The following is a 12,936-nucleotide window of genomic DNA, read 5'->3' as shown; positions in this document are numbered from 1 at the left end:
GGCCCCGGGCGCCGAAGTAAGACACCGCTATGAGCGAACCAGTATCTTCAATCCGAAACCTTGGCCCCGCCTTTGAACAGGCCTGCGCCCGTGCTGGTATTCACTCGGCCGAGGCGCTGCGTGAACTGGGGCCGGACGAAGCCTATGCTCGCCTGTTGCGCGCCGGCACCAGGGCACATTTCATCGGATACTATGTTTTGGTGATGGGATTGCAGGGCCGCCCGTGGAACGACTGCAAGGGCGACGAGAAAAAAGCTCTGCGCGAAAGGTTCGACGCAATCAAAGCCGGTAACGGGGCTGCTCCGGAAAATCAGATGATTGCAGATCTGGACGCTATCGGAGTTCGTGTTGCACCAAAGGACCTAAAGCAGGTCTGAACGAATGAGGCCGCACCCAACCAAGGATGCGGCCCCAATCTGTCAGCAATGGCTGTGGCTTAGCCGACCAGCTCAATGCCCGAGAAGAAATATGCGATTTCAACAGCTGCGGTTTCCGGAGCGTCCGAACCGTGGACCGAGTTTTCACCGACCGATTCCGCGAACTCGGCGCGAATGGTGCCGGGGGCTGCGTCCGCAGGGTTGGTTGCGCCCATGACTTCACGGTTCTTTGCAATGGCACCTTCGCCTTCCAGAACCTGAACAACAACCGGAGCCGACGACATGAATTCGCACAGTTCGTCATAGAACGGACGTTCGGCATGAACGTCATAGAACTTGCCAGCCTGAGCTTTGGTCATGTGAATGCGCTTTTGCGCCACAATGCGCAGGCCAGCTTCTTCGAACTTGGCGTTGATCTTGCCGGTCAGGTTGCGGCGGGTTGCATCGGGTTTGATGATCGAGAATGTGCGTTCCAGTGCCATGTCGGCCTCTCCTTATAATGTGACGCGGGACCCGCGCCGAAATCCATCGCGCGCCGGGTATCACGGACTTTGGCCCATGAAAAGTGTAATGATGCCTTGCCCGTGGCTTTGCAATTCAGATTGTGTCCGGCAAAGGGTCGACGCGGTCCAGTCGACGGACGTAAAGCACCGCCAGTAAGCCAGCAAAGCTACACGCCCACATCATGCCCAGTACCAGATACGGCCCATTTTCGGGGCTAACGAACGCGCCGGTCATTGAGGTCAGAACAGCGCCCAAAGCCACGATCATTGCCCCCGACAGCCCTGCCGCGCTTCCTGCCAGTCCGGGGCGGACTGACATGACGCCAGCCGCGGCATTGGCATTGGTCAAACCGTTGCCAAAGCCGACACAGATTGCCGAGCCGAAGAAGACCCAGACCGATCCCAGATCAGCGAGAAACAGCATCAATCCACAAAACGGCCCGGTCGAGGCCACGATCCGCCCTGACAAGATCATTGTCGTCAGGCGCGTCCGGGCCGCAATCTGACCGGTGACAAAATTGCCAACCATGAACCCGCCGGTGATGATGCCAATCCCCAGCCCCAGCATTGCAGGGCTCAGGTCGAACCACGCTGCAGCAACCAGCGGCGCACCGGTGATAAAGCTGTAGAACCCTCCAATCGAAAACGCTGCGCATAAGGCATAGCCCCAGAACCTGCGGGCACGGAACAGATGGGGATACTCGCGCAGTTGGGCACCAAATGTGGACGAGCGGTTGGTGTTGGTCTCGCCCATGTCGAACCAAAGCAGCACCAGCAACCCTGCCCCAAGCAACGAGTACAGGACAAACCCCGAGCGCCAACCGAAAAGCATATCCAGCGCCCCACCCAACATCGGCCCAAGCATCGGGGCCAAAGCCATGGCCATCGCGACGTAACCGAGTTTGCTTGCCGCCTCATTCGGTGCGTAACGGTCTCTGATCGATGCGCTGGACAGGACCGAGCCCGCGACAACAGCAGCCTGAAGCAGACGGAAGCCAAGAAAAACCCAGATCGATCCAGCCAATGTGCATCCGATCGACGCAAGGACAAATATTGATATACAAATCAAAAGGATAGGCCTGCGACCAAAGCGATCCGATAAAGGGCCCATAATCAGTTGCAATACTGCCGAAACCGCCAGATACCCCGCGACCGACAGGTTCATCAGACCGTAATCCACAGCGAAATCTTCACTCATATGTGCCAGCGACGGCAGGAACATGTTGAGCGTCAGTACAGACAGCGCCGTAGCAAAGATCAACGTGATCAGGGATGGAGGCGTCCGGGCCGCGCGCATGTGGAAAACCGTTTCAAAAAGCAAACGAGACAGCGCTAACACATTGCTTGACGCTTGAAAACGCCAAGCCGCTGGCGGCGGCATCACACCTCTGCTAAGAGCGCCCCATGTTACGGATCGAAGACATCACCTATGCCGTTGAAGGCCGCCCATTGTTTGATGGCGCCAGCGCAACCATACCAGACGGTCACAAGGTTGGCCTTGTGGGCCGAAATGGCACGGGAAAGACCACGCTTTTTCGCCTGATCCGCGGGGAACTGGCGCTGGAATCGGGCAATATTTCGGTCCCCAAGCGCGCCCGCATTGGCGGGGTCGCGCAAGAGGTCCCCTCGTCCAATGTTTCGCTGATCGACACTGTTCTGGCCGCTGATACCGAGCGCAACGCCCTGATGGCCGAGGCTGGCAACGCAACGGATCCCACGCGAATTGCCGAAATCCAGACGCGGCTGGCCGATATCGACGCCTGGTCGGCCGAGGCCCGCGCGGCCTCGATCCTCAAGGGGTTGGGGTTTGACGACGCAGACCAGTTGCGCCCCTGCTCGGATTTCTCGGGCGGTTGGCGGATGCGCGTGGCCTTGGCGGCGGTTTTGTTCTCGCAGCCGGATTTGTTGCTGTTGGACGAACCGACCAACTATCTGGACCTCGAAGGCGCGCTGTGGCTGGAAAGCTATCTGGCGAAATATCCGCACACGGTCATAATCATCAGCCATGACCGGGGCCTGTTGAACCGTGCCGTAGGGTCGATCCTGCATCTGGAGGATCGCAAACTCACCTATTACGCCGTGCCTTATGACAAGTTCGCCGAACGGCGGGCGGAACGTCTAGCGCAGGCGGAATCAGAGAATGCAAAGGCAAAGGCCCGCATCGCTCATTTGCAGAGCTTCGTGGATCGGTTTCGATATAAGGCATCCAAGGCCGTTCAGGCCCAATCGCGCCTGAAAATGATCGAACGCATCCAGTTGGTCTCAACCCCGCAAGAGGCCGCGCTGCGCGCGTTTTCCTTCCCCGAACCCGAGGAACTGTCGCCGCCGATCATCCAGATCGAAGGTGGTGTCACCGGCTATGGCGAGATCGAAGTACTGCGCCGCTTGAACCTGCGCATCGATCAGGATGACCGTATCGCGCTGTTGGGCAAGAACGGTCAGGGCAAATCTACCCTGTCCAAACTGTTGTCAGACCGCCTGCCCCTCATGGCGGGTAAGATGGCCCGCAGCAACAAGCTGCGCATCGGGTATTTCGCTCAGCATCAGGTGGACGAGCTTTATGTGAACGAAACGCCACTGGACCACCTGCGCCGCCTGCGCCCGGACGAGGCGCCTGGCAAGTGGCGCTCGCGTTTGGCGGGGTTCGGCCTGAACGCAGCTCAGGCGGAAACCGAGGTTGGCCGCCTGTCGGGTGGGCAAAAAGCACGCCTGTCGCTGCTGCTGGCCACCATCGACGCACCGCATATGCTGATCCTCGATGAACCGACGAACCATCTGGATATCGAAAGCCGTGAGGCGCTGGTCGAAGCACTGACCGCCTATTCCGGCGCTGTCGTGCTGGTCAGCCACGACATGCACCTTCTGTCGCTTGTTGCCGATCGGTTGTGGCTGGTCTCGGACGGTACGGTCAAATCTTATGACGGTGACCTTGAATCCTACCGGGCCCTTTTGCTGGCGCGTGACAAGCCGGTGAAAGAAAAGCCGCAAACAGAGAAGCCCAAACGTACCTCGCGCGATACCATGCTGGCACTGCGGGCGGACCTGCGCAAATGCGAGGACCGGGTCGAGAAACTGACAGAGATGCACGACAAGCTCGCGGCAAAACTGGCCGACCCGGCTTTATACGAGGACGACAAGATCAACGATCTGGAAACCTGGAACCGCAAATTCGCCGAGGTGGTCGAGGCCATGCAAAAAGCAGAAGCGCTTTGGATCGCCGCTGCCGAGCGACTGGAACAGGCAGAAACGGTATGAGCGATCCCGTTGTTGAAACCAAAGCGATGATCGCGGGAATGCACCCCGAAATTCAACCCGACGAATTCGCATTTGTGGTCTGGCCCGAAGATATGGACTGGCCCGACGGGACACGCGCCAGTTATGTCGAGGCCGAAGGTCTGTCTTTAATCGTTCCGTTCCATTGCGCACCAAAAGAGGCGGTTGCTATGCGTTGTATCACGCTTCAAGTGCACTCCTCGCTCGAAGGCGTGGGTCTGACCGCTGCGGTCTCAGAGGTGTTGGCACAGGCCGGAATTCCGGCGAACATGGTTGCGGGCTATCACCACGATCATGTTTATGTTCCCTCCGGACGGGCCGAAGACGCCCTAAAAATTTTGAAACATCTGCAACAGAGTAGCAAAGAGTGATTGACACCGCATTTCTGATCACTGCGTTCACAACGCTTTTCGTGGTTCTTGATCCACCGGCGCAAACGCCGATTTTTGTGGCCCTGACCCAGAACATGGATTGGCACACGCGCCGCTCTGTCGCGATACGCGCATGCCTGACGGCAGGCGGCATTCTGGCCATGTTCGCGGCCTTTGGCGAAGCGTTGCTGGGTTTTGTCGGCATCTCGATGGAGGCGTTTCGCGTTGCGGGAGGTGTTCTTCTGTTTCTGACCGCGCTCGACATGCTGTTTGAACGCCGGACCAAACGTCGTGAAAACAGTGCCGAAGAAGAAGAACATCCGGACCCGTCGGTGTTTCCGCTGGGCATCCCACTGATTGCAGGACCCGGTGCGATTGCCACCATGATCCTGCTGGCCGGTCAACATCCCGGCATTCAGGGTCTGGCGGTTGTCATCGGCGTTATGCTGGTCGTTCTGGCAATGGTTTTTGTGATGTATCTTACATCCGGGGCCGTGGCACGGCTTTTGGGGAAAACCGGGCTGAACGTGTTGACCCGGCTTCTTGGGATGCTGCTGGCTGCATTATCTGTTCAGTTTATTCTTGATGGCCTCAAGGCCTTTGGATTCGCATCTTAAGCCCCCATATTAACAAGGTTAAGGGGATTTCCGGGAACCGCATGGACAGTTTCGATATTGGACGCCTGATCTATCTGGCCCTGCTGGGGGCGGCGCTGCTGATGTGGTTTGTCACGCATAATCGGCAGTCGCTTGGCAAGACGTTTCAGCAGGTCATGGCATGGGTGTTCATTTTTGTCGGGGTCATTGCACTGGTCGGTCTGTGGGAGGATATTCGTTCCTCGGTCGCTCCCGCGCCGCAGATGAGTGTCACCGGTAACTCGGTTGAGGTTCCCCGCGCTTATGATGGCCATTATTACCTTCCGGTTCTGGTGAATGGTGAGCTGATCACCTTTCTTGTCGACACCGGTGCCAGCCAGATCGTGTTGAACGCGCGGGATGCCAAACGGGCAGGCATTGATCCCGATCAGCTGAACTATTTCGGGCGCGCCTTGACTGCAAACGGTGAGGTGCGTACCGCGCCGGTGCGGCTTGAGACCCTGACGATAGGACCCATTACGGATCAGAACGTTTCGGCCTGGGTCAACGAGGGCGAACTGGATAAGTCTCTTTTGGGGATGGAATATCTGCACCGTTTTTCAAGCATTCAGTTTGCGGATGGCAAGCTGATCCTGTCCCGTTGATGCTCCTCACCTCTTGAGAACAAAAGTGGAACATGATAGCTTGCGGGCATGTCTGCTCAGCTTCTTGGTCCCAAACCTGCACGTCAGATCCCGGGGATAAATCTCCATTCGCAGATCACCCTGCAACCGGGTCGCGTGCACGAGGCTTGCGGCCCCGCCCGACGCAGCTTTGCCATCTGGCTGGCCGGTCAGACACAGGGTCCCGTGCTGTGGATTTCCCCCGCGTGGGAGCCCGCCCAACTGAACCCCGACGGAATGATGGCCTTTGCTGATCCGGCGCGTTTTCTGTTCGTCCACCCCACCCGCGCCGAAGATCTGCTATGGTGTATTGAAGAGGCGCTGCGCAGCGGGGCCATCCCGCTGATCATAGGCGACCTGCCCGGCGCGCCGGGGCTGACGCCGGTGCGGCGGATGCATCTGGCCGCAGAACAAGGCGGTACGATGGGCCAAGCCCCGCTTGGCTTGCTGCTGACGCCCGGTGATGGCGGCGCACAAGGGGTTGAGACACGCTGGCACATGGCCGCCGCCCATCAGGGGGATACCAGACACTGGACCCTGACCCGCCGCCGCGCCCGCGCCCTGCCCCCGGTCAGCTGGCAGGCCACTCAGACTGCTGCCCGCACCGGTCTGCACCTGAAACGCATTGAAACAGAGGACATTCTGACGTGAAGCCGCAAGGATCACGCAAGATGTGACTCGCCAAACTCCGGATCGCACCCTAGCGTCGCCGCATGAGCCATCCGATCCATGACAGCCGCTATTCCTGGATTCGCCTTCTGATCACGCTCGCCATCGCAACTGTGGCGAATGTAGGGATGTGGGCGGTCATCGTGGTCATGCCTACTGTCGAAGCAGAATTCGGCGCCAGTCGCGCCGAAGCCTCGATGCCATATACGCTTACGATGATCGGATTTGCGCTGGGCAATATGTGGCTAGGACAACTGGTGGACCGGCTGGGCGTGACACGCGCCCTGATCGGCGCCGCTGTATTAAGCGCCTTCAGCTATCTATTGGCAACGCTGGCCCCGAATATAACACTACTATCTGCGGCGCATCTGCTGGTCGGGCTGGGAACGTCGATCGGGTTTGGTCCCTTGATCGCCGATATCTCGCACTGGTTCATGAAGCGGCGTGGGTTCGCCGTCGCATTGGTGGCCAGCGGAAACTATATCTCTGGCGCAATCTGGCCCACCCTGCTGTCCGGCATTCTGTTACGGGATGGCTGGCAACAGGTCTACCTGACATTGGCGCTATTGACGCTGCTGGTTGTCATCCCCCTGTCCTTGCTGTTGCGTCGTCAGGTCCCGGTCGAAGCACACAGCACAGCCGCGGCCACAGCCCGGATCAACGCGCGCACTGTCGGCGTTTCACCACGCGTGTTACAGTACATCCTTGGCCTGGCTGGTATTGGATGCTGCGTAGCGATGTCCATGCCACAGGTCCATATCGTGTCGTATTGCGTCGGGCTGGGATACGGCCCCGCAGTGGGGGCCGAAATGCTATCGCTGATGCTGCTAGGTGGCGTCGCCAGCCGTATTCTCTCGGGCCTGTTGGCCGACCGTCTGGGCGGCGTCATGACGCTCTTGATCGGCTCAGTCTTGCAGTGCATCGCCCTGTTCCTGTTCCTGCCATATGACGGGATGGTCTCACTTTATGTGATCAGCTTGCTGTTCGGTCTGGCACAGGGTGGCATCGTGCCCAGCTACGCTTTGGTTGTCCGTGAATACATGCCGCCGCAGGACGCCGGGGCGCGGGTCGGATTCGTCCTGATGATGACCATCCTTGGCATGGCGCTTGGCGGATGGATGTCAGGCTGGATTTACGATGTCACCGGAAGTTACCAACTGGCCTTCGTCAACGGAATTCTTTGGAACGGTTTGAACATTGCCATCGTTCTGATGTTGATCAAAAGATCCCGCCCCAGACGGGACACGGTCATGGCGTGACACACCTGACCCGCCGCTTGGTGCTTGCAGGGATGGTGGCTCTGCCTTTGGCCCGTACGGTGCAAGCCGCGTTGCAGCCATACATTTTGTCAACGAAAGCCACCGTGGTTGGTTTTACCTTTGATCTGTCAGGTATCCCTCAGACCGGATCAATGCCGATCCGGCAGGCGGACGTACAGATTGACATGCACCGCCTGCAAAACAGCCGGGTCACGGTGGTGCTGGATGTCAACAAGGCCAGAACACGCTTGCCCTTTGCCCGCATGCCGATGCTCGGCCCCGGTGTTTTGGGCGCCGAAACCTACCCGACAATTCAATTCGTATCGACTGACATTCAATTGGGGGCCGATGGGCGCATGTCGAATGGTGCTCGTGTCACGGGGGAACTGAGTATCCGAGATGTGACGCACCCCATAACTTTGGATGCCAACCTATACCGCCAGCCCGGAACAGCCGCGAACGACCTCAACCGCCTGTCCATAGGTTTGACCGGGACATTGAACCGGCACGATTTCGGTGCCTCGGGTTATCCCGATCTGGTAGGACAAAACGTCGGACTGGACATACGTGCCGAGATCATTCGTGCAACCTAATCGACAAAAAGCAAAAAACGACTGGATAAAGTCGAATAGTTGCGCGCATTGTCCGGTGACGCCGCCTATCTGAGAAAACCATGCGCACGATAATTTCATTTGCCGCCCTGTTTCTTTCGGTCATTCTGCTTCAGCTTTCAACGGGCGGCGTCGGGCCACTTGATGCCATTTCCGGGATCACCTTAAGCTTTTCGACCGAACAGATCGGTATGCTGGGTTCAGCGCATTTCCTTGGCTTTTTCATAGGTTGCTGGTGGGCGCCGCGTCTGATGGGCAGTGTCGGGCATTCCCGCGCATTTGCCGTATGCACAGCGCTGGGCGCGATGGGGTTGATCGGGCACACCCTGACAGACAATCCTTATGTATGGGCGGCGTTGCGCATCGCCTCGGGCACATGTGTGGCAGGTAGTTACACCGTCATCGAAGCCTGGCTGAATGCAAAAGTGACCAATGAGACACGTGGACGAGCCATGGGCACCTATCGCATCGTCGATATGGGTGCCTCGCTGAGTGCTCAGTTGATCATCGCCGTCCTGCCACCCGCCTCGTATGTTTCCTATAACCTCTTGGCGATCCTTTGCTGCGCCTCATTGCTGCCGCTGACACTGACACGCGCAAGTCAGCCGAAGACGCCCGACGCCCCGCGCCTGCGCCCGAAACTGGCATGGCACAGTTCGCCGTTGGCCGTTGCGGGCGTCATTGTTTCGGCACTCAGTTCAGCATCTTTCCGAATGGTCGGGCCCGTCTACGGTCAGGAAGTCGGGTTGGGAGTGGATCAAATCGCCTTCTTCCTCGCCTCTTTCGTTCTGGGCGGGGCGCTGGCGCAGTATCCGATGGGATGGCTCGCGGACAAATACGACCGGCGCTGGGTCTTGATCTGGCTTTCGGTCGCGGCGGTACTAAGCTGCGGGGTCACAATGGCGGCAAGCGACACGGGAACCGTCGGTGTCATGCTTGCAGCGGCGCTTTTTGGGTTCACGACATTCCCGATCTTTTCAGTATCATCCGCACATGCCAACGATTTTGCGACAACCGAACAAAGGGTCGAGTTGTCTGCCGCCTTGATGTTCTGGTACGCGCTGGGGGCTATTGCGTCACCCTATATCACGTCAACACTGATCCAGGATTTCGGCCCCAGCGCGCTGTTTGCATTTGTTGCGGTCGGCCACGTATTCCTGATCGGCTTCGGCCTGGCCCGGATGCGGTCGCGTCCGACACCCGCGGAAAGAACCAATTACGTCTACGCACCACGTACATCCTTTACGGTCGGAAGGTTGCTGAAACGCGCCCGCGAGGAATGAAAAGCGGACCCGCAGCCCTGCATTGCGCAGAGTCTGCGTATTGGCTGACCACAGTCTGACAGTATTACAACGGCCATCGGCGGCTTGGTCGTCCCATCAGGCGCGCGTTACAAATCAGAGTTATTCCAGTCATCTACGAAACCGGGCTTTTGCTGAGCGGTGACTTAGGTTAGACGAACGCGCAGTTAGATATGCGGAAACGGAATATGGCTCGGATTCTCATCACTTCGGCGATCCCTTACATCAATGGGATCAAGCATCTCGGCAATCTGATCGGCTCGCAACTGCCTGCCGACTTGTATGCACGCTACCAGCGTGGCCGGGGGAACGAGGTCATGTTCCTGTGCGCCACAGACGAACACGGCACCCCGGCCGAACTGGCCGCTGCCAAAGCTGGAAAGCCGGTGGCCGAGTATTGCGCGGACATGTACGAAATTCAGGCCGACATCGCCAAGCGTTTTGGGATGAGCTTTGATCACTTTGGCCGCTCATCCAGCGAGCAGAATAAAAAGCTGACCCAACATTTTGCCGGAAAGCTGGATGAGGCCGGGTTGATCCGTGAGGTCACGGAAAAGCAAATTTACTCCAACGCGGATGGTCGCTTTCTTCCCGACCGCTATATCGAGGGCACCTGCCCCAATTGCGGATACGAGAACGCACGTGGCGACCAGTGTGAAAACTGCACCAAGCAGTTGGATCCGACGGACCTGATCGAGCCGCGCTCGGCCATTTCGGGCTCGACGGATCTGGAAGTGCGCGAGACCAAGCACCTCTATCTGCGCCAATCGGCAATGAAGGATCAGCTGGATGCCTGGATTGACAGCAAAACCGACTGGCCGATCCTAACCACATCCATTGCCAAGAAATGGCTGCATGATGGCGACGGGTTGCAAGACCGGGGGATCACCCGCGATCTGGACTGGGGTGTTCCGGTCAAGAAAGGCGATCAGGACTGGCCCGGTATGGAAGGCAAGGTCTTCTATGTCTGGTTCGACGCGCCGATTGAATACATCGCCTGTGCCAAGGAATGGGCGGATTCCACGGGGAAACCCGATTCCGAGTGGGAACGCTGGTGGCGCACCGATAAGGGCGCGGACGATGTGCGCTATGTCCAGTTCATGGGCAAGGACAATGTGCCGTTTCACACGCTTTCTTTCCCCGCCACTATTCTGGGATCGGGCGAGCCGTGGAAAATGGTCGACCACCTGAAATCCTTCAACTACCTGAATTACGACGGCGGCCAGTTCTCGACCTCGCAGGGGCGTGGCGTTTTTATGGATCAGGCGCTCGAGATTCTTCCAGCCGACTACTGGCGGTGGTGGCTGCTGAGCCATGCGCCGGAAAGCAGCGACAGCGAGTTCACGTGGGAAAACTTCCAGCAATCGGTGAACAAGGATCTGGCCGATGTTCTAGGCAACTTCGTCAGCCGCATCACCAAGTTCTGCCGCTCGAAATTCGGTGAGGTGGTGCCCGAAGGCGGTGACTTTGGCGAGCGTGAGAACGCTCTGATCGACGAACTCACCAAACGCGTCCGCGCTTACGAGGCGCATATGGAAGCAATGGATGTCCGCAAGTCGGCTCAGGAACTGCGTGCCATCTGGGTGGCTGGCAACGAATACCTGCAAGCAGCGGCACCGTGGTCAACCTTCAAGGAAGACCCCAAACAGGCCGCTGCACAAGTACGCCTGGGCCTGAACCTGATCCGGTTCTATGCCGTGCTCAGCGCGCCGTTCATCCCTGATACCTCGGCCAAGATGCTAAGCGCCATGAACACGCTCGACACCAGCTGGCCGGAAGACGTGGCCGCAGCGTTGAACGCGCTACCCGCGGGTCACGACTTTACCGTGCCAGACGTTCTGTTCGCCAAGATCACAGACGAACAGCGCGAAGAATGGCAGGCAAAATTCGCCGGTAAACGCGGCTGACCGCCCTGATATTCGAAAGCTCGAACGGGGGCCGTTGGCCCCTGTTTTCGTTCGGCACCTCGGAACGGGCCGACACCTAAACCAGCTTAGTTGCTGTAATTTTTGGCGTCATCGCAAACCACCTCGGGATTCATCGCGCTTGAGAATTCGTGGCAAACAAGCCATCCTGCAAACAAGTTTTGTCGACTCGCGCGTTTGTGACCGCCGGGATGGACACCAATTGTTTCTGAAATGCACGAGGCTTTCGCCATGTCCCAAGTTTTCCCTTTTCTAACTCAGGTCCGCAATCCAATCGCCACCGCATTATTGCTGATATCCCTGGGACTGGCCCAACCTGCAACTGCACAGGACGAAGGGGCGGCACCGAAAGTTACGATTGCGGCCGCCTACACCGAGGAAATCACCGACGAGGCTTCCTTCATAGGGCGCGCTCAGGCGATCAATAAGGTCGATATCGTGGCCCGCGTGAACGGTTTTCTCAACAGCCGGAATGTCGAGGATGGGGCTACGGTCAAGGAAGGCGACCTGTTGTTCACCATCGAACCTGACCTTTACGAGGCGACATTGGAGGCCCGAAAAGCCGATCTGAACCGGGCCGAGGCAAATCTTGAGTTGGCCAAGGTGGACCTGGCGCGTAAGGAAGAGCTTTACAAGCGCGACGCGACACCTGAATCCGAACGCGACATCGCGCGGGCCAACGAACTGGTCGCCGAGGCTCAGGTCAAGGCCGCAAATGCAGCGATCCAGCAGGCCGAACTGGACCTCAGCTATACACAGATCCACGCGCCTTTTGATGGACGTATAGGCAGCATCACCACCAGTGTCGGTGATGTGGTCGGCCCGACCAACCCGCCGCTGGTGAACATTGTAAGCGAGACGCCGATCTATGTGAATTTCTCGCTCAACGAAAAACTCTTTACTTCGGTTCTTCAGACCGTTGGCGCAAATTCCGCTTCTCTTGCGGACAGCCCGCAAAGCCCCAATGTGCATATCACGCTGCCAAATGGAACAAAGCTGGATGAAACGGGCAGGATCGTATTTGTTGACAATCGTATCGACCCGTTGACCGGCGCGATCACAATGCGCGCCCAGTTCGAAAATGCCGACCGTTTGATCCTGGACGGTGCATTCGTGAATGTGCAGATCGAAGCGTTGCAACCGACCTTGCAAGTTCTGGTGCCGCAAGCTGCGCTGCAACGCGACCAGCGCGGTGACTTTGTGCTTGTAGTAAACGACAAACAGATGGTGGAGCAGCGATACATCACCACAGGCAACACGGAAGGTACCGCCATCATCGTTACCGAAGGTTTGCGTGAAGGCGAAAGCGTGATTGTCGAGGGCCTGCAACGGGTCCGCCCCGGCGTGGCTGTTGACGCGGTCGTCGCCTCTGAACAGCCGGGAGAGTAA

General features: G+C 58.1%; 13 protein-coding genes. 11 read left to right on the top strand and 2 right to left on the bottom strand.

The annotated features are described in order from the left end of the window. The first annotated feature begins 29 nt into the window (after nt 1–29). Nucleotides 30–377, top strand: a complete 348-nt coding sequence (locus ACR0D9_RS03505; protein WP_209504134.1) for a TfoX/Sxy family protein — start codon at nt 30–32, stop codon at nt 375–377. A gap of 59 nt (nt 378–436) precedes the next feature. On the opposite strand, the gene ndk is transcribed toward ACR0D9_RS03505, so the two are convergent. Both ndk and ACR0D9_RS03495 read right to left on the bottom strand, forming a co-directional pair. Beyond that, the gene (gene ndk / locus ACR0D9_RS03500) at nt 437–859 is read right to left on the bottom strand and encodes a nucleoside-diphosphate kinase (protein WP_008757405.1); all 423 of its coding nucleotides are present in this window, start codon (nt 857–859) and stop codon (nt 437–439) included. Nucleotides 860–974: 115 nt separating this feature from the next. Then, nucleotides 975–2,177: a multidrug effflux MFS transporter gene (locus ACR0D9_RS03495; RefSeq protein ID WP_480537690.1), complete on the bottom strand. Its 1,203-nt coding sequence runs from the start codon at nt 2,175–2,177 to the stop codon at nt 975–977. Nucleotides 2,178–2,284: 107 nt separating this feature from the next. On the opposite strand from ACR0D9_RS03495, the gene ACR0D9_RS03490 reads away from it, so the two are divergent. The 10 genes from ACR0D9_RS03490 (at nt 2,285) to ACR0D9_RS03445 (ending at nt 12,936) form a co-directional block, all read left to right on the top strand. Continuing rightward, complete coding sequence (locus ACR0D9_RS03490) at nt 2,285–4,135, top strand: ABC-F family ATP-binding cassette domain-containing protein (protein WP_480537688.1); 1,851 nt, start codon at nt 2,285–2,287, stop codon at nt 4,133–4,135. Beyond that, nucleotides 4,132–4,524, top strand: a complete 393-nt coding sequence (locus tag ACR0D9_RS03485; protein ID WP_480505449.1) for an ACT domain-containing protein — start codon at nt 4,132–4,134, stop codon at nt 4,522–4,524. Before ACR0D9_RS03490 ends, ACR0D9_RS03485 begins: the two co-directional genes overlap by 4 nt. After that, the gene (locus ACR0D9_RS03480; RefSeq protein WP_480481263.1) at nt 4,521–5,141 is read left to right on the top strand and encodes a MarC family protein; all 621 of its coding nucleotides are present in this window, start codon (nt 4,521–4,523) and stop codon (nt 5,139–5,141) included. The genes ACR0D9_RS03485 and ACR0D9_RS03480 overlap by 4 nt, the downstream gene beginning before the upstream one ends. A 41-nt stretch (nt 5,142–5,182) precedes the next feature. After that, complete coding sequence (locus ACR0D9_RS03475) at nt 5,183–5,764, top strand: retropepsin-like aspartic protease family protein (protein ID WP_480481265.1); 582 nt, start codon at nt 5,183–5,185, stop codon at nt 5,762–5,764. Between the two features lie 48 nt (nt 5,765–5,812). Beyond that, the gene (locus ACR0D9_RS03470; RefSeq protein ID WP_480537686.1) at nt 5,813–6,433 is read left to right on the top strand and encodes an ImuA family protein; all 621 of its coding nucleotides are present in this window, start codon (nt 5,813–5,815) and stop codon (nt 6,431–6,433) included. A gap of 62 nt (nt 6,434–6,495) precedes the next feature. Further along, nucleotides 6,496–7,710: an MFS transporter gene (locus ACR0D9_RS03465; RefSeq protein WP_480537684.1), complete on the top strand. Its 1,215-nt coding sequence runs from the start codon at nt 6,496–6,498 to the stop codon at nt 7,708–7,710. Further along, entirely contained in the window at nt 7,707–8,303 is a 597-nt protein-coding gene (locus ACR0D9_RS03460) for a YceI family protein (RefSeq protein WP_480537682.1), read from the top strand. Before ACR0D9_RS03465 ends, ACR0D9_RS03460 begins: the two co-directional genes overlap by 4 nt. 80 nt (nt 8,304–8,383) lie before the next feature. Then, nucleotides 8,384–9,604 carry an MFS transporter gene (locus tag ACR0D9_RS03455; protein ID WP_480485858.1) on the top strand — a complete coding sequence of 407 codons (1,221 nt, stop codon included), beginning with the start codon at nt 8,384–8,386 and terminating at the stop codon, nt 9,602–9,604. 206 nt (nt 9,605–9,810) lie between these two features. Continuing rightward, nucleotides 9,811–11,529, top strand: a complete 1,719-nt coding sequence (metG, locus tag ACR0D9_RS03450) for a methionine--tRNA ligase (protein ID WP_480537680.1) — start codon at nt 9,811–9,813, stop codon at nt 11,527–11,529. A 249-nt stretch (nt 11,530–11,778) separates the two neighbouring features. Further along, on the top strand, nt 11,779–12,936 hold the full coding sequence (locus ACR0D9_RS03445; RefSeq protein ID WP_480481277.1) for an efflux RND transporter periplasmic adaptor subunit: 1,158 nt from the start codon (nt 11,779–11,781) through the stop codon (nt 12,934–12,936).

Source organism: Ruegeria sp. AK11 (genome assembly GCF_056541095.1).
This window is presented reverse-complemented; position numbering and strand designations above follow the sequence as displayed.

Coding starts and splice junctions, on each gene's coding strand:
- ACR0D9_RS03475 (WP_480481265.1), top strand. CDS start 5,183: ATGGACAGTTTCGATATTGGACGCCTGATCTATCTGGCCCTGCTGGGG.
- ACR0D9_RS03465 (WP_480537684.1), top strand. CDS start 6,496: ATGAGCCATCCGATCCATGACAGCCGCTATTCCTGGATTCGCCTTCTG.
- ACR0D9_RS03505 (WP_209504134.1), top strand. CDS start 30: ATGAGCGAACCAGTATCTTCAATCCGAAACCTTGGCCCCGCCTTTGAA.
- ACR0D9_RS03445 (WP_480481277.1), top strand. CDS start 11,779: ATGTCCCAAGTTTTCCCTTTTCTAACTCAGGTCCGCAATCCAATCGCC.
- ACR0D9_RS03485 (WP_480505449.1), top strand. CDS start 4,132: ATGAGCGATCCCGTTGTTGAAACCAAAGCGATGATCGCGGGAATGCAC.
- ACR0D9_RS03490 (WP_480537688.1), top strand. CDS start 2,285: ATGTTACGGATCGAAGACATCACCTATGCCGTTGAAGGCCGCCCATTG.
- ndk (WP_008757405.1), bottom strand. CDS start 859: ATGGCACTGGAACGCACATTCTCGATCATCAAACCCGATGCAACCCGC.
- metG (WP_480537680.1), top strand. CDS start 9,811: ATGGCTCGGATTCTCATCACTTCGGCGATCCCTTACATCAATGGGATC.
- ACR0D9_RS03455 (WP_480485858.1), top strand. CDS start 8,384: ATGCGCACGATAATTTCATTTGCCGCCCTGTTTCTTTCGGTCATTCTG.
- ACR0D9_RS03470 (WP_480537686.1), top strand. CDS start 5,813: ATGTCTGCTCAGCTTCTTGGTCCCAAACCTGCACGTCAGATCCCGGGG.
- ACR0D9_RS03495 (WP_480537690.1), bottom strand. CDS start 2,177: ATGCGCGCGGCCCGGACGCCTCCATCCCTGATCACGTTGATCTTTGCT.